The 16651-nt window shown below is 28.2% G+C and carries 15 protein-coding genes; all 15 read left to right on the top strand.

Features of this window, described 5'->3' with window-relative positions:
• The 15 genes from H527_RS0110775 (at position 1) to H527_RS0110705 (ending at position 16633) form a co-directional block, all read left to right on the top strand.
• Positions 1-1065 (top strand): acyltransferase family protein, encoded by a 1065-nt coding sequence (locus H527_RS0110775; RefSeq protein WP_081414592.1) that lies wholly within the window; start codon positions 1-3, stop codon positions 1063-1065.
• Complete coding sequence (locus H527_RS0110770; protein ID WP_027412732.1) at positions 1066-2172, top strand: glycosyltransferase family 4 protein; 1107 nt, start codon at positions 1066-1068, stop codon at positions 2170-2172.
• A gap of 100 nt (positions 2173-2272) precedes the next feature.
• Complete coding sequence (locus tag H527_RS0110765; RefSeq protein WP_027412731.1) at positions 2273-3475, top strand: glycosyltransferase; 1203 nt, start codon at positions 2273-2275, stop codon at positions 3473-3475.
• Positions 3476-3513: 38 nt separating this feature from the next.
• Positions 3514-4998, top strand: coding sequence for an AMP-binding protein (locus H527_RS0110760; protein ID WP_035087880.1), 1485 nt, complete (start codon positions 3514-3516; stop codon positions 4996-4998).
• Positions 4999-5022: 24 nt separating this feature from the next.
• Entirely contained in the window at positions 5023-5262 is a 240-nt protein-coding gene (locus H527_RS0110755; RefSeq protein WP_027412729.1) for an acyl carrier protein, read from the top strand.
• Positions 5263-5273: 11 nt separating this feature from the next.
• A complete protein-coding gene (locus tag H527_RS0110750) occupies positions 5274-6719 on the top strand; it encodes an MBOAT family O-acyltransferase (RefSeq protein ID WP_027412728.1) in 1446 nt (481 codons plus the stop codon).
• Between the two features lie 3 nt (positions 6720-6722).
• Positions 6723-7649, top strand: a complete 927-nt coding sequence (locus tag H527_RS0110745; protein ID WP_027412727.1) for a hypothetical protein — start codon at positions 6723-6725, stop codon at positions 7647-7649.
• A gap of 138 nt (positions 7650-7787) precedes the next feature.
• Positions 7788-8258, top strand: a complete 471-nt coding sequence (locus H527_RS24690; protein ID WP_282706428.1) for a serine O-acetyltransferase — start codon at positions 7788-7790, stop codon at positions 8256-8258.
• A gap of 34 nt (positions 8259-8292) precedes the next feature.
• Positions 8293-9387 (top strand): EpsG family protein, encoded by a 1095-nt coding sequence (locus H527_RS0110735; RefSeq protein WP_027412725.1) that lies wholly within the window; start codon positions 8293-8295, stop codon positions 9385-9387.
• Between the two features lie 20 nt (positions 9388-9407).
• Positions 9408-10298 (top strand): glycosyltransferase family 2 protein, encoded by an 891-nt coding sequence (locus H527_RS0110730; RefSeq protein ID WP_027412724.1) that lies wholly within the window; start codon positions 9408-9410, stop codon positions 10296-10298.
• Positions 10298-11440 (top strand): glycosyltransferase family 1 protein, encoded by a 1143-nt coding sequence (locus H527_RS0110725; RefSeq protein ID WP_027412723.1) that lies wholly within the window; start codon positions 10298-10300, stop codon positions 11438-11440. The genes H527_RS0110730 and H527_RS0110725 overlap by 1 nt, the downstream gene beginning before the upstream one ends.
• A gap of 1 nt (position 11441) precedes the next feature.
• The gene (locus H527_RS0110720) at positions 11442-12833 is read left to right on the top strand and encodes a phenylacetate--CoA ligase family protein (protein ID WP_035087878.1); all 1392 of its coding nucleotides are present in this window, start codon (positions 11442-11444) and stop codon (positions 12831-12833) included.
• Positions 12834-12842: 9 nt separating this feature from the next.
• Positions 12843-14255 (top strand): MBOAT family O-acyltransferase, encoded by a 1413-nt coding sequence (locus H527_RS0110715; protein ID WP_027412721.1) that lies wholly within the window; start codon positions 12843-12845, stop codon positions 14253-14255.
• An 8-nt stretch (positions 14256-14263) separates the two neighbouring features.
• Positions 14264-15202 carry an SGNH/GDSL hydrolase family protein gene (locus H527_RS0110710; protein WP_027412720.1) on the top strand — a complete coding sequence of 313 codons (939 nt, stop codon included), beginning with the start codon at positions 14264-14266 and terminating at the stop codon, positions 15200-15202.
• An 18-nt stretch (positions 15203-15220) separates the two neighbouring features.
• Complete coding sequence (locus H527_RS0110705; protein WP_027412719.1) at positions 15221-16633, top strand: MBOAT family O-acyltransferase; 1413 nt, start codon at positions 15221-15223, stop codon at positions 16631-16633.
• Positions 16634-16651 lie beyond the last annotated feature (18 nt).

Genomic DNA, 16651 nt, shown 5'->3' with positions numbered 1-16651 from the left:
ATGGACAAAAGTGTTAGTAATAAAATACGTATTCTTTCTTTTTATTCCATTTTTATGGTGGTAGTTTGCCACGCATATAATTTGACAAATCTAAATATTGAAACAAACAGAGAAGTAGTATATTATATAGAGTATTTGTTTGCATTAGAGTTATCTAATATCTTTATACCGATGTTCTTTTTTATTTCGGGTTTTCTGTTTTTTAAGAACCATGATTTATCGGTATTTACCTTTAAAAGAAAAATTAAAAACAGATTTAAAACACTTGTAATACCATATTTTTTGTGGTGTGGATTATGGTTTTTGATTGTTTATGCTATTCAGTTTATCCCAATGCTGTCTCATTTTTTTGAAGAACCATTGCATGATATGCCTTTATGGAGACAGGCATGGTTAGCTTTTGTAGATCCTATAAATTATACATTTTGGTTTATTAGAGAGTTAATATTTTATGTTTGGTTAACACCTTTAATTTACTTGGCAATCAGATACTTGAAGTTTTATTTTTTAATTTTCCTATGTGCTTTATTATTTTTACAACAACCAAGTTTGTTTTATGTAAACAATGTACATTTATTACAATATCTTGGTTTGTTTTCATTTACATGTGGAGCATATACTTCTATAACAAAGCTTAATATTGTATCTAATTTTAAAACATCTACATATTTATTATCTGTGGTAGTATGGGGAATTGGTATCTTTTTAAACTTTTATGTTCGTGACGCATACGAAGAAACTCATATTATCTCTATAATCTGTAAAAGACTCACCATGTTTATAGGTTTTTTTACAGTCTGGACTATCTACGATTTTATAAACAGAAAATATGAATTTACGAATAAACCTCTTTATGGATATCGTTTTTTTATATACGCAGCGCATGGTGTAGCGCTAACCTATTTTACTAAGATTTATGTAAAATATATAGGAGAAAATGATATTCTTCTTTTATTATTATTTTTTATAAGCTCTATCTTGGCAACATTGGCATGTGTTGCCTGCGCCAGATTGCTTCAAAAAACAACACCAAAAGTATATTCGCTTTTAACAGGAAGTAGATAAATGAAAAAAATACTCTACATAACTAATAAAACATTTGGACCAGGAGGTTTAGAACGTGTACTTTCTATTAAAGCCAGTTTGCTGGCAGAAAATTTAGATTATGAGGTTCATATCGTAACACTAGATCAAGGAGATAGTAAAATGTTTTATGATTTTAGCCCTAAAATAATTCATCATGATATAATTACAGGTAGTAACCCTATCCAATTTTTATTTACCTATATAAGAGGACTTAGAAAAATAGTAGCAAAAATTAAACCCGATGTAATTTCAGTTTGCGATGATGGTCTTAAAGGGTTTTTGGTTCCTTTTTGGATAGGTAAACCATGTCCTATGATTTATGAAAGGCATGTTTCCAAAAACATAGAGGTTAAAAGCGCAATTCCTTCCCTAAAAAACAGATTGATTACAAGTTTCAAGTTTGGAATTATGAATTTTGGAGGAAAATTATATGATCACTTTGTAGTATTAACTAATGGAAATTTGAAGGAATGGAGTTTTAAAAACTTAAAAGTAATACCTAATCCACTTTCTTTTTACCCAAATGTATCAAGTTCTTTAGATAATAAAAAAGTATTGGCAGTTGGTAAGCAGAGCTTTCAAAAAGGCTATGACAGATTATTACAAAGCTGGAAATTAGTTATAGAAAAACACCCAGATTGGAGTTTGGATATTTACGGAACTATAAATGAAAAAGAAGGATTAACCGATTTAGCAAATAGTTTAAAAATTTCAGAAACAATACATTTTTATGAACCAGTTAGGAATATTGCAGATAAATACAAGGAAGCTTCTATTTATGTAATGTCTTCCAGATACGAAGGATTTGGGATGGTACTAACAGAGGCAATGGCGTATGGTGTGCCATGCGTTTCTTTTGATTGCCCTCATGGACCTTCAGATATTATTACAGATAAAAAAGACGGATTGCTTATTCAGAATAATGATATAGTAAAGTTCGCAGATAGAATTAATTTTTTGATTGAAAATGAAGAAGAAAGAAAAGAAATGGGGGATAGAGCAAAAAAATCGGTAAAAAGATATCTTCCAGAAACAATTATAAAAGAATGGGATCAATTATTTGTTGACTTAATTCATAAAAATTAATGAAACCAGTGCGATTAAAGAAATAGTTAAAAGCATAAAGCAATGATTATTTTAATTGTATATGATTTTGTATGACCTCTAAAAAAACACATATAAACGGATGAAAAATATTTTACTAATTATACCATATGGTGGAGTTGGAGGTATGGAAAGGTTAGCTTTTTCTTTTTATAATTATTATAAAAAAGAAGGGTATTTTATAAAAGCTTTGAAATTTATAAAACTCGAAAATGATATCATAAATTTTGGGGAAGACGAATTGTTTTTTTCAGATCATGATTTTAGTGATATGTCAAAAACTGAAAGATTAAAGTTCTATTTTTCGATTCCTTATAAGCTTAGAAAAGTAATTAAAAAACATAAAATCACGCATTCTATTTCTTTTGGAGCAATGCCTAATGTATATAGTTCGCTAACATTTACAAAAGATTACAAAGTAGCAAGCATTCATGCATTAAAAAGTGTGGAACTGAGTAATGATTCTTTACTTAGTAAAATGACTAGATTTGGGTATAAATACACCTATAAAAAATTAGATAAAGTTGTTTGTATTAGTAATGCAATTAAAGAAGATCTTATAGAGAAATGCAATTTTAGATTTGTTAATAAATTAGAAGTAATATACAACCCACATGATGTGGAAGAAATACAAAAACGTTCTTTAGAGGATATTACTTTATCAGAAGAGATGGATTTATTAGAGGATAATTCTATTTTATTTATAGGAAGACTTTCTACACAAAAATCTCCATGGCATTTGATTAAAGCCTTTTCTTTAGTTCTTAAAAATATTCCAGAAGCTAAACTTATTTTTATAGGAGATGGAGACGGAAGAGTACTTAATCATTTAGAAGACTTAATTGAAGAATTAAAAATTAAAGGAAAAATCCATTTTTTAGGAAGAAGAAAAAATCCTTATAAATATTTAGCTAAAGCAAAGATACTGGCACTAGCTTCACATTATGAAGGAACACCTAATGTTATAGTCGAGGCAATGTGTTTAGGAACACCAATAGTTTCATCCTGCTGTACGTATGGAGTTGTTGAATTAATGAGCCTAAAAAATCATGTAATTGAAGATAAAATGGTTACGGTAGAAGCAGGAATTATTACCCCTAATTTATATAAAAATCGTTTAGGTATACCTGAAACCAATGATTTTATAGAAGAAGAATATGTTTTGGCAGAAGCTATAGAGTTAGCACTGAAATCTAAAGAATATAAACAAAATCTAGAGATCAATAAAGATGCTCTGTTAAGAAAATTTGATTTAGAAAAAGTAGCAAACGAATATTTAAAATAATATAGTAAAGCAATACAAAGAATCTAATTAATAATAAAATGGACTTAATTTATAATATACAAAAATCTATTCAGGATAATTATGATGGTAATGCCTTTTGCATTAGTAACACATATTATACTTATAAAGATTTTGCACAAATTATATCCAATATAAGATTAGTAATCCAAACTTCTGTAAAAAGTAGTGAAATCAATGTAGGGCTAATAACTAATGATGATATTCATACCTATGCATCTATTATAGCATTATGGATGGAAGGAAAAGCCTATGTGCCAATACATCCTGATTTTCCTGCCAGTAGAAATGCAATGGTAATTAAACAAGCAGATATTAGTACTATTTTGGATTCTTCTGTAGATATGATTTTTTCAGAATACAATACTATTTTAACAAAACAATGTAAAATTTCAGAAATTAATTTAAATCCTAATCCTATATCCGAAGATGATCTTGGATACATATTTTTTACTTCAGGAACAACAGGAACTCCAAAAGGAGTACCCATTACTTTTGGTAATTTATCAAGCTTTATAGACGCCTTTTGGAAACTGGATTATACAATAGATAATACAGATAGGTGCTTACAAATGTTTGAACTAACTTTTGATTTATCAGTAGTATCCTATTTAGCACCTATACTTAAAGGAGCATGTGTATATACCATTCCGAAAGATGAAATCAAGTATAGTTATATATTTGAGCTGATGGAAGATTATAATTTAACTTTTGCATTAATGGTTCCATCCATCCTTCATTATTTACGACCATATTTTGATGAAATTGATTGCCCTGCAATGAAATACAGTCTTTTTTGTGGAGAAGCATTACCGCTAGACGTTACAGAAGAGTGGAGTGCTTGTGTACCTAATGCTACTATAGCAAATGTATATGGACCAACAGAGTGTACAATTTTTTGCACAGATTATACCTACAAAAGAGGAGAGCATAATAAAACACATAATGGTGTTTTAACCATAGGAAAGGATATGCAAAACACACTTACTATAATTGTAGATGAAGAAAACAATGAGGTAATACATGGACAAAGTGGTGAGTTATGCCTAAGCGGAGAACAACTTACTCCAGGATATTGGAAAAATGAAGAGAAAAATAAAGAAACCTTTTTTTATAAAGAATATAATGGAAAAAACATAAGATTTTATAGGACAGGAGATTTATGTACAGTAGATAAAGAAGGAGATATCTTGTATTTAGGAAGAGTTGATTTTCAAGCAAAAGTCCAAGGATTTAGAGTAGAGTTATCTGAGATTGAATTTCATGCTAAAACCGCCCTCAATAAAATAAATGTGGTTGCAATTGCTTTTACCAATAGTATTCATAATACAGAAATTGGATTAGTAGTAGAATCCCCTATATTTGAAACCAAAGAACTGTTAGATGATTTAAAAACTAAGCTTCCACAGTATATGATTCCCACTCAAATCAAATTTGCAGAAAATTTCCCTCTTAATACCAATGGGAAAATAGATAGAAAAAAATTAAAAGAACTATTTAGTTAATACTATAATTAATTACATATTATAATGGAAATAGATGTTATAAAAGAAAAGATTAGTAACGCATTAGTATCCATATTAGGACATAATAATTTTGAAATGCACGACGAATTAACAGCCAAGGATGTTGATGGATGGGATTCTTTATCACACATGATGATAATTACTAAGATTGAAGAAGAATTGAATATTCGTTTTAAACTTAGAGATTTGAATAAATTAAAAAATATGGGATCTCTTGTTTCTGTAATTCAGTCTAAAATTTAATTTATTAAGACGTGGTATTCAATTCATTAGATTTTGTCGTTTTTATCATCCCAGTATTTTTATTATACTGGCTAATTTTTAGTAAATCTAGTGTTTACCAAAACTTTTTTTTACTACTAGTTAGTCTATTTTTTTATGCGTGGGCAGATTGGCGATTTTTAATATTATTAGTTGCAAGTACACTAATTAATTTTTATTTAGGATTAAAAATACATAGAACTCCAGAAGATCGTAAAAAAAATATTTTCCTCTATATAGGATTGATATTTAATATAGGATTATTACTATATTTTAAATATTTTAATTTTTTCTACGAAGGTTTTTTCGAAATATTAAATGTTTTTGGAGCAGAATCAAGTTACAGTACATTAGAAATATTACTACCATTAGGAATAAGTTTCTTTACATTTCAGACTCTGGGATACCTTACAGATGTTTATAATGAAGAAATAGATCCTAGTGAAAATCTTTTAGAGTTTTCTATTTTTATAACATTTTTTCCAAAAATACTTTCTGGACCAATAGAAAGGGCAGCCAGCTTTATACCTCAAATTCAAGAAAAAAGGAACCTCTCTTATAGTGTTTCGGTAGATGGATTACGACAAATTTTATGGGGATTATTCGCAAAAATAGTTATCGCAGAAAATTGTGCGATTATTGTTAATCCTATTTTTAATAATTATGAAAATGAGCCAGGAAGTACTTTATTAGTAGGAGCTTTCTTTTATGCAATACAGTTATATGCAGATTTTTCAGGATATTCAAATATGGCAATAGGAGTATCCAAACTATTTGGAATACAGTTAATGCGTAATTTTTCGACACCGTTTTTTTCAACAAATATCAGTGATTTTTGGCGAAAATGGCATATTTCATTAACTACATGGATGATGGATTATGTTTTTACCCCATTGTCATTTACGTTAAGAAGGCATCAAAAAAAAGGATTGATTTTTTCTATTATAACCACTTTTGTTTTGGTAGGTTTTTGGCATGGAGCTAATTGGACATTTGTTGTATATGGGCTTTTACACGGAATATATTTTATACCCTTAGTCTTTTCTGGTAAAATGAATTCTTCAGAAATTGTAGCAAAAGGAAAACTCTTACCTTCTATTAAAGAAGTATTTAAAATGATATCTCTATTTCTTTTAATTATGCTTACCGATGTCTTTTTTAGAGTAGATAATGTAGCTATGGGTTTAGATTATCTTAAAAGGGTTTTTTCTTTAAGTATTATAAATTTTCCTTCTATAATTATAGCCTCTACAACTATAATTACTATTATATTGATAGGTTTCTTTATTTTAATAGAGTGGTGTAATCGAGAAAAGAAACATGATTTTGAGATACATAATTATAATATTTACCTTAGATGGGGTTTTTATATATTTATTTTTTCATTGATATTATTTTTCGGAAAAAGCTCTGAAACATTTATATACTTCCAATTTTAGGCTATGAGATTATTAATTTTAAAATTGAGTCTGTTTTTTGCGATATGTTTAACAATAACAACTTTTGTATTAATAAAATATGGCGGTAATATTGATTATTTCTATCAAAAATTCACTACTCCACGAGCAACCTCTATGATTATAGGAGATTCTAGAAGTATGCAAGGGATGCAGCCAGAAGTAATAAATGAAAGGTTAAAAGAGTTAAACTATGAATTACCCATATTTAATTATAGCTTTACAATAGCCGAGGCTCCGATTGGGCCTTTATACAATAAAAGTATTGATTCAAAATTAGATAAAAACTCTAAAAACGGAATTTTTATTATATCTCTTACTCCCTGGATGTTTGGATCAGATAAGGATAATTCTATAGGAGAGTATAGAGAAGCAGATAGACCGCCACATAACATGAAGTTTGTAAACACAAACCCTAATTATGAATATCTTTTTAGAAACTTAAAATATTTTCATTTTAAATCGGCATTTAGAAGAACCTCTACCATGCACAAAAATGGTTGGTTAGAAGAGAACAATCTGCCAACAAATCCAAAAATATTTGATGAGTGGAAAAAGAGGCAAAGAAAAATGTTTGATAAAATGATCAAAAGTTACGAGGTTTCTTCTGAAAGACTAGAAAGTTTAGATGTTTTAATTAAAAATTTACAAAAACATGGTAAAGTATATTTAGTACGTATGCCTATTGATCTGGATTTTGTTGCAGTAGAAAACTCATTTTATAAAGATTTTGATAAAGACATAAATAGGATTGCTGTATCTAACAATGTTAACTATTTTAATTTTAATGTTTCTAGTACGCATACTAGTTTTAAAACATACGACGGACATCATTTAGATAAGTATGGTGGTTTTGATTTTACAAATACGCTTTGTGATTCGATACTAAAAAAAACAGCAAAGAATTTATAAAGCATAATAGAATCCTAGATTTAATCTATTAATAATAGTAAGATACAAATGAAATTTTTACTCCTAACAATTTATAAAATATTCCTTATTCCACATTTAATTTTGTATAAACTGAGCAAAAACAAGGACAAAATCGATATGGATATAGAGCGTTGGGCAGTAGCAAAAGGAATGAATAAAGGAAATAACATCCTATTGTTAGAGTTTTTGGCAAATTCACCCGATTTCCGAACTTTATTTTACTTTAGAACAAGAAGTGTTTTTTCTCATATTCTTAACTTATATTGTAAAAAGCAAGCTAATTTTACGATAGATATAAGTACTAAACTAGGAGGAGGGGTTCTTACGGGGCATCCATATTGCACAATTTTAAATGCAGATACTATAGGAGATAATTTTTATGTTAATCATTTAGTTACTGTAGGAGAAGAGAAAGGTAAAAGACCAACAATAGGTAATAACGTATCCATTTATACCGGAGCAATTGTTATAGGAGGTATTACTATAGGAGATAATTGTGTTATTGGTGCGGGTAGTGTAGTAACAAAAAGTATACCTGATAATTGTATTGCAGTAGGTAATCCAGCAAGAATACTAGATAAAAAATAAGTAATGAAACAAGGTTTGAAATAGATAAGATAATATGTTTGATTTTATTCCTGTAGAGCAATATTTTCCAGTATATATAAACACCTTTTTTTGTCTGGTGTTATTTACATTATTACATACAAGAGTATTAGTAATGGAAGATTCTAAGAATATTATGTTTATTAATATTGCAGGTTATTTATTAATGACATTTGTAATTTTATATATGGGTCAAAGACAAGTAAGTGGAAGATACTTTGGCGATATGAGAACGTATACAAGATATTTTGATTATTATAGTACAGGAGGAGAAGTAATATCAGATACAGATGTACTATTTCATATGTATATGAAAACCCTATCTTATTTTGTTTCTTCACGTATGTTTTTTACCGTTACCGCAGCAATATATGTATTGCCTTTATATAGAATTTCTAAAGTTTTATTTAAAGAATATTGGTATTATGCTTTTTTAATGTTTGTAGTTTCCTTTTCTTTTTATACTTATGGAACCAATGGTATAAGAAATGGAGCTGCTACTTCTCTGTTTTTATTAGGAGTAAGCTACCATAGAAATAAAGCATTAATGATTCTTTGCTTTTTCTGCTCTATTTCTTTTCATAAAACAATGTCGTTGCCTATTATGGCATTTACAGCTACTCATTTTTATAATAACCCAAAAGTGTATTTAAAAGGATGGTTAGCTTGTATACCATTATCATTGGCGCTAGGAGGTTTGTGGGTTTCAATTTTTAGTAGTTTAGGGTTTGATGACAGGCTATCGGGTTATTTAACAACAGAAGCTGAAGAAGGTACATTTGCTAGCACAGGGTTTCGCTGGGATTTTTTATTTCATAGTGCATTTGCTGTTTTTGCAGGGTGGTATGCTATTTATAAAAAAGATTTTAAAGATAAATTTTATTACCAGCTTTTAAACACCTACTTAATTTGTAATGGGTTTTGGATATTAGTTATTAAAGCAAATTATTCTAATAGATTTGCCTATTTATCTTGGTTCATGATGGGGTTGGTGGTTATTTATCCTTTCCTTAAACAACAGTTTTTTAAAGACAATCATTTTATGATAGGTAAAATTGTACTTATTTACTTTATGTTTACCTATGCCATGTATTATTTATATTCAGGATAAAGATTAACAACAAAAAAAGTATGAAAACGATTACAGTATTTACTCCTACTTATAACAGAGCTTATTGCTTACATAAGTGCTATGAAAGTTTAATAAGGCAATCTAATCAAGATTTTGTATGGCTAATTATAGATGATGGTTCTACAGATGACACCAAAGAATTAGTAGAGTCTTGGATTACAGAAAATAAGATCGATATACAATATCATTACCAAAAAAACCTGGGAATGCACGGGGGACATAACGCGGCATATAGGCTTATTAACACAACGCTTAATATTTGTATTGATAGCGATGATTGTATTGGTGAAAATGCAATTGAAAATATTCTACGAACATGGGAACCTATAAAAAACAATCCTGAATTTGCTGGAATAGTAGGGTTAGATGCAGATGAAACAGGAAAAATTATTGGAACAAAAATTCCAGAACATATAAAGGAAACTACATTATATGATCTATACAATGTTCATGGTGTAAAAGGGGATAAAAAATTGGTATATAGAACCGAGATAGTAAAAAAATACCCACCATATCCAATTTTTGAAGAGGAACGTTTTGTGCCGCTTGGGTATCTATATCAGTTAATAGATCAAGATTATAAATTATTACCTATAAACGAAGTTTTTTGTATTGTAGAATATATGGCAGATGGTTCGAGTATGAATATACTAAAGCAATACAGAAGACATCCAAGAGGATTTGCTTTTTCTAGAAAAAGCAGAATGAAAATGGCAAAAAATTTTAAAGATCAATTTAAAAATGCAATACATTATGTTTCTAGTTCTATGTTTATAAAAAACAGTGCGTTTTTAAAGGAATCTCCCAAGAAAATAACTACGATTTTAGCAATTCCCTTTGGAATATTGTTAAACCTCTATATACGATATAAAACTAAAGAAGGAATTTAATGGCTGCAATTAGAGTTTTACAGATTTTTACTATCATGAATCGAGGAGGAGCAGAATCCATGATTATGAATTATTACCGCAATATAGATAGAAGTAAAGTTCAGTTTGATTTTTTGGTGCATAGAAAAGAAAAAGCCGCTTTTGATGATGAAATACAAGAAATGGGAGGTAAAATATATAGATTAGATCCTATCAATCCATTATCTCCAAATTCCTATTATAGACAATTAAGAGGGTTTTTTAAAGAGCATCAAGAATATGAAATTGTGCATTCACATCTAAACACATTTAGTTGTTTTCCTTTAAAAATAGCAAAAGAATTTAATATTCCATGTAGAATAGCACATGCACATATTGCAATAGAAAAAATAAAAATAGCAGAGTTATTTACAGGTGGCGAGGGTCTTAAAGAAACCTTTAAGAAATTAATCAAGTTTCAATTAAAAAAGAGAATTAATAAATATGCAACGCATCATTTTTCTTGTGGAGAAAAAGCAGGAAATTGGTTATTTCCAAAAAATACTCCTTTTACGATAATGAATAATGCTATAGACGCTAAAGCTTTTATTTATAACCCAGCTATTAGCATTCAATATAAAGAAAAGTATAAATTAGAGGATAAATTTGTTATTGGGCACGTAGGTAGATTTACTAGCCAAAAGAATCATTTATATATATTGAATGTTTTTAATAGTATATTAGAAAAGAAAGAAAATTGTAGTTTGGTATTTATCGGAGATGGCCCGCTAAGAGAGAAAATAGAGAATGAAGCGAAAAAATTATCTATCTATGATAAGATACTTTTTTTAGGAGTAAGAAGTGATATTCCCGAATTATATCAAATGTTGGATGCATTTATTTTCCCATCTTTTTATGAAGGTTTGCCTGTTACATTAATTGAAGCACAATCTGCCGGACTTAGTGTTTTTGCGTCTGATAAAATAACTGAAGAAGTATACCTAACAGAGGATATAGAGTTTTTATCTATCGAAGAATCTCCAGATATTTGGGCGGATAAGATTTTGGAAAAAATAGCAAAAGAAAAAGCAGATAATTTTGATTGTATTAAAAATAAGGGATACGATATTGAAGAAAATATAAAGGTTTTTCAAGAATTTTATCTAACAAAAAAGTTTGAATAATATGAGTAGTTTACAAGAAAAAATTTACGAAAAATCCCCTCATTTTATTCAAAATTGTATAGTATCTGTATTTAATATTTTAGCATATAAAAAAAGGTATTCTAAAAAGTATAAGCAGTTTTTAGAGTACTATAAAAACAATAAAACACTATCTACAGAGGAATTAAAAGAACTTCAAAAACAAAAATATAGAGAGTTTATTATTTATACTAAAAATAATTCTGAATATTATAATAAAATATTTGAAAATATAGAAGATTCAGATGATTTGACCAATATAAAAAAGCTTCCGATAATTACTAAAGAAGTTTTAAGAAATAATCTTTCTTCTATTTATACTATTGATAAAAACAAAGGAGTAATTTCTAAAACAGGAGGAACAACTGGTAAATCTTTAGAGGTTGTTTATACTTATGATGATGTTCAGGAACGATTTGCCATGTTAGATAATTTTAGAAATAATTTTGGATATCGATTAGGAGAAAGAACTGCTTGGTTTAGTGGTAAAAACTTACTAACTTCTACAGATATTAAAAAGAAAAGATTTTGGAAAACAGATTATTTCTATAAAGTTAGATACTATTCAACTTTTCATATTCACGGCAAGTATTTAAAATATTACTTAGAAGATCTAATAACATTTAAACCTCCTTACATGGTTGGTTTTCCTTCTACAATGTACGAAATAGCTAAATATGGTATAGCTAATAATATAGACTTTCCTGCAAATATAATAAAAGCAATATTTCCTACTGCAGAAACAATAACGGAAGATATTCGTAAGGTTTTGGAAAGTTATTTTAAAACTGACTTATATAATCAGTATGCTTCATCTGAAGGAGCACCGTTTATAATAGAATGTGAAAACAAAAAATTACATTTAGAACTACAAAGTGGAGTATTTGAAGTTTTAGACGGTAATAATCAACCTAGCTCAGCAGGAAGGCTTGTGGTAACTTCTTTTACAACTCATGGCACACCACTTATTCGGTATGATATAGGAGATCAAATAGAGTTAGATAATCAAGGGACGTGTTCTTGTGGTAATAATAACCCTCTTGTTAAGGAGGTTTTAGGGCGAATATCCGATTATATTTATTCTGAAGAAATTGGTAAAATAAACCTCGGAAATATTTCAAACGCACTTAAAGGGGTAAAGGGAATTATAAAATTTCAGATTCAACAAGACTCATTAGAACATCTGTTAATATTTGTAGAAAAAGATGAAAATGTGTTTAAGCTAAAAGACGAAGAAACTTTCTTGAAAAATTTAAGGGATAGAGTAGGAGGTACTATAGAAATTGAGATACAATATGTTGAAGAAATACCAGTTGAAAAAAGCGGTAAGTTTAGATTGATTAAGAATAATATTAAAGATAAAATCGAAAAATAATATTAGTGTATGCTTTTTAACTCAATCGAATTTTTACTTTTTTTTCCAATAGTCTTTTTGTTGTATTGGTTTGTATTTAATAAAAGGCTAAAGTATCAAAATATACTTTTATTATTAGCTAGTTATATATTTTATGGTTGGTGGGATTGGAGGTTTTTATCTTTGATACTGTTTAGTTCTTTTGTAGATTACTTTACAGGATTAAAAATACACTCTTCAGAAAACAAAAAAGTAAGAAAGAGGTGGCTTATTTTAAGCTTGTTCTCTAACTTAGGGCTTTTGGGAGTATTTAAGTATTATAATTTTTTTGCATCTTCATTTTATGATCTAATGTTAGGTTTTGGATGGCAAGTTGATGATTTAACTTTACACATAATTCTTCCTGTAGGAATTAGTTTTTATACCTTTCAAACTCTTAGTTATACAATTGATATATATCGTAAAGAGTTTAAACCAACTAAGGATATAATATCCTTTTTTACATATATTAGTTTTTTTCCTCAGTTAGTTGCTGGTCCGATAGAAAGAGCTTCTAATCTACTACCTCAAATGGAAGTAAAGAGGGTATTTAAACAGAAATGGTTTAATGAAGGGGCTTTTCAAATACTAATAGGCCTTTTTAGAAAAATTGTAATTGCTGATAACCTAGGAGCGTATGTAGATACTATCTATAATAATTCAGAAATACACAATTCAAGCTCTTTAATAATTGCTACGATATTTTATGCTTTTCAGATATATTACGATTTTGCAGGATATTCAGATATAGCTATCGGTAGTGCTAAATTATTAGGGTTTAAATTTAATCAAAACTTTAATCTACCATATTTTTCTAAAAGCATAACAGAGTTTTGGAGGCGATGGCATATGTCTTTATCTTTTTGGCTTAGAGATTATTTGTATATTTCCTTAGGAGGGAACAGAAAAGGTATTATAATTACCTATAGAAACTTAATGATTACAATGTTATTAGGAGGACTATGGCATGGGAGTTCATGGAATTTTGTTGTTTGGGGAGCAATTCATGGAGTTGTATTAAGTTGTGAAAAATTTATATTTTCCTATAAAAAGACTTCAACATTTGGTTTTATAGGATATATAACAACATTTTTGATTGTCCTGCTATCTTGGGTATTTTTTAGGGCAAAAGATTTAAATACTTCTATTTTAATTATTAAAAAGATAATCCATTTTGATTTTTTAATGCCATTTATTGGTGATGCAAATAATGTTACAATATCGATTGTAATGTTAATGATAGGAATTTTTTTTGATTTTTTCCTTTACAAGAATAAATACAATTTAGAAGACTTAGGAAGTACATTTGGAGAGTTTAAATTTGTTTCACTTAGTACATTAATTATAGTATTATTGATCTTGTTTTATTCCACTTCAAACAATTTTATATACTTCCAATTTTAATAAAAATTATGGATAAAACTAATCTTAAAACGACATTAAAGCTTATCGTATGTATACTTTTAGCAACATTTATTCTAGATAAAGTTATATATTTTACATTCAACTTTCTTAGTGATAAGGTTTTATCTGGTCAAGCAATAGGTAAGTTGAATCATTATATTATAACTAAAGATACTATAGATGTAGTTGCTTTTGGTAATTCAAGAACAAATCGACATATAAATACACAAAAAATATCTTCATCTGGTTTTAATATGGGAGTCGATGGTACATCGATTGCTTATAGTGCTACTTTAATTAAAATGTTACCAAAAAATAAAGAACAAATAATAATAGTTAATGTAGATACTAAAAATGCATTTAAAGATAGTTATTCTGGAGATGATGTCAATAGATTAAATGTAAGGTATCATAGAGATAAGATAATCAAAAGAGAAATTGATAATGTTAATTTAGATGATTATATACAAAAATTCTATTGGAGTAAAGGGTATAATGGAAAAGTTTTAGGAATACTTAAAAATGTTTTTATACCTAAATATGATTATAGAACGTATTATGGATATGATCCTATTTATGTAAATGATACCCAAAAACAGATATTCCAAAATTATTTAAAGTATTCGGATCCAGAAGTAGATTGTTTGGATAGCTATACTATGAACTCTCTTTATAGATATTACCTTAAAGAAATGAAGGTTTTTTGTGAAGAAAATAAAAAGAAGCTGATACTAATTACAGCTCCTCTTTATAGAGATTCATGTAAAGAAGATAATTCAAAATTCACTAAAATACTTAAAGAAATAGATATAGAATACTATGATTATTCTGACCTATTTATTGAAAATAATTTAATGAAATATTGGAAAGACGAAATTCATTTATCTAATGAAGGTGCAGAGGTATTTTCAGATACATTACAAGAACTTTTAGTTACCCCCCTTTAAAACTAGTAAACACAATATATGTTTTTTAATTCTATAGATTTTTTTATATTTCTTCTGATAGTTTTTTTACTCTATTGGTTAGTAGTATATAAAAATTTAAAATTTCAAAATGTACTCATAGTAATTGCAAGTTATATCTTTTATGGTTGGTGGGATTGGAGGTTTTTATCTTTAATTGCGTTAAGTACCATTGTTGATTATATCGTTGGATTTCGAGTTTATGAAACCAGGAATTTGCTCTTTAAAAAAAGATGGCTTTGGGTAAGTATTGTGTTTAATCTTGGTTTACTAGGTTTTTTTAAATATTATAACTTTTTTATAGAATCTTGGGTTGATTTATTTTCTTCAGTTGGATATGAATTTCAGAGTACACGGACGTTGCAGGTTATCTTACCTGTAGGAATCTCATTTTATACTTTTCAGACGTTATCGTATTCTATAGACATTTATAGGGGTAAACTTAAACCAACGAGAGATTTTATTGCATTCGCAGCATTTGTTTCTTTTTTTCCACAATTAGTTGCAGGGCCTATAGAAAGAGCGACCAATTTGGTGCCTCAGTTTTTGCATAAGAGAACATTTACATATAAAACGTTTTCTTATGGTATCAAATTAATGATTTGGGGATTCTTTCTCAAGTTGGTAGTAGCGGATAGAGCGGCAATTTATGTGAATGCTGTATATAATAATGTAGATAATCACGATGGATTAACTTTTATTGCTGCAACAATTTTATTTGCTTTTCAAATATATGGAGATTTTGCAGGCTACTCTTTAATAGCAATAGGTGTTTCAAAGCTATTTGGTTTTGAATTGATGACAAATTTTAAGCGCCCTTATTTTTCAGCGTCGGTAAGCGAATTTTGGACCAGATGGCATATTTCATTATCCACATGGTTTCGAGATTATTTATATATTCCATTAGGAGGTAATCGAGTAGGGAAGTTTCGTTGGTTATTTAATCTTTTCATTACTTTTTTAATAAGTGGATTATGGCATGGATCTAATTGGACCTTTGTAGTATGGGGAGCTTTAAACGGATTGTATTTGACTCTTGAAATTTTAGTATTTAAGAAAAAGAGAAAAGGATTAATTAATGTATTATTTACCTTTGTTTTAATTAATTTTTCATGGATATTTTTTAGAGCAAACTCAATAGAGAATGCATTTTATATTATTAAAAAAGTTTTTACTTCTCCAGGACACTTGTATATTGGTAGTGGAGATGATATTACAGCCTCGTTATATGCCACTTTGGCAATAGCGATTTTACTAGTAGTAGAAATGAAAAAAGAATATTTTAACACCATTTTTTCTATATCAAATAATAAGTCTGAACTTATTAGATTAATAGGGTACGCGGTTTTAATCTATATGATTCTATATTTTGGAGTGTTTGGTAAAAGTCAATTTATTTATTTTCAGTTTTAAAGCATGATTATAAAAGAA

The sequence above is a fragment of the Aquimarina muelleri DSM 19832 genome (genome assembly GCF_000430665.1).
Taxonomy (GTDB): Bacteria; Bacteroidota; Bacteroidia; order Flavobacteriales; family Flavobacteriaceae; genus Aquimarina; species Aquimarina muelleri.
The sequence above is the reverse complement of the archived record's forward strand: the minus strand, read 5'-3'. Positions and strand labels throughout refer to the sequence as shown.

Excerpts from the sequence above, each read along its gene's own strand:
- H527_RS0110775 (WP_081414592.1), top strand. The coding sequence starts at position 1 with ATGGACAAAAGTGTTAGTAATAAAATACGTATTCTTTCTTTTTATTCC.
- H527_RS0110770 (WP_027412732.1), top strand. The coding sequence starts at position 1,066 with ATGAAAAAAATACTCTACATAACTAATAAAACATTTGGACCAGGAGGT.
- H527_RS0110765 (WP_027412731.1), top strand. The coding sequence starts at position 2,273 with ATGAAAAATATTTTACTAATTATACCATATGGTGGAGTTGGAGGTATG.
- H527_RS0110760 (WP_035087880.1), top strand. The coding sequence starts at position 3,514 with ATGGACTTAATTTATAATATACAAAAATCTATTCAGGATAATTATGAT.
- H527_RS0110755 (WP_027412729.1), top strand. The coding sequence starts at position 5,023 with ATGGAAATAGATGTTATAAAAGAAAAGATTAGTAACGCATTAGTATCC.
- H527_RS0110745 (WP_027412727.1), top strand. The coding sequence starts at position 6,723 with ATGAGATTATTAATTTTAAAATTGAGTCTGTTTTTTGCGATATGTTTA.
- H527_RS24690 (WP_282706428.1), top strand. The coding sequence starts at position 7,788 with ATGGATATAGAGCGTTGGGCAGTAGCAAAAGGAATGAATAAAGGAAAT.
- H527_RS0110735 (WP_027412725.1), top strand. The coding sequence starts at position 8,293 with ATGTTTGATTTTATTCCTGTAGAGCAATATTTTCCAGTATATATAAAC.
- H527_RS0110730 (WP_027412724.1), top strand. The coding sequence starts at position 9,408 with ATGAAAACGATTACAGTATTTACTCCTACTTATAACAGAGCTTATTGC.
- H527_RS0110725 (WP_027412723.1), top strand. The coding sequence starts at position 10,298 with ATGGCTGCAATTAGAGTTTTACAGATTTTTACTATCATGAATCGAGGA.
- H527_RS0110720 (WP_035087878.1), top strand. The coding sequence starts at position 11,442 with ATGAGTAGTTTACAAGAAAAAATTTACGAAAAATCCCCTCATTTTATT.
- H527_RS0110715 (WP_027412721.1), top strand. The coding sequence starts at position 12,843 with ATGCTTTTTAACTCAATCGAATTTTTACTTTTTTTTCCAATAGTCTTT.
- H527_RS0110710 (WP_027412720.1), top strand. The coding sequence starts at position 14,264 with ATGGATAAAACTAATCTTAAAACGACATTAAAGCTTATCGTATGTATA.
- H527_RS0110705 (WP_027412719.1), top strand. The coding sequence starts at position 15,221 with ATGTTTTTTAATTCTATAGATTTTTTTATATTTCTTCTGATAGTTTTT.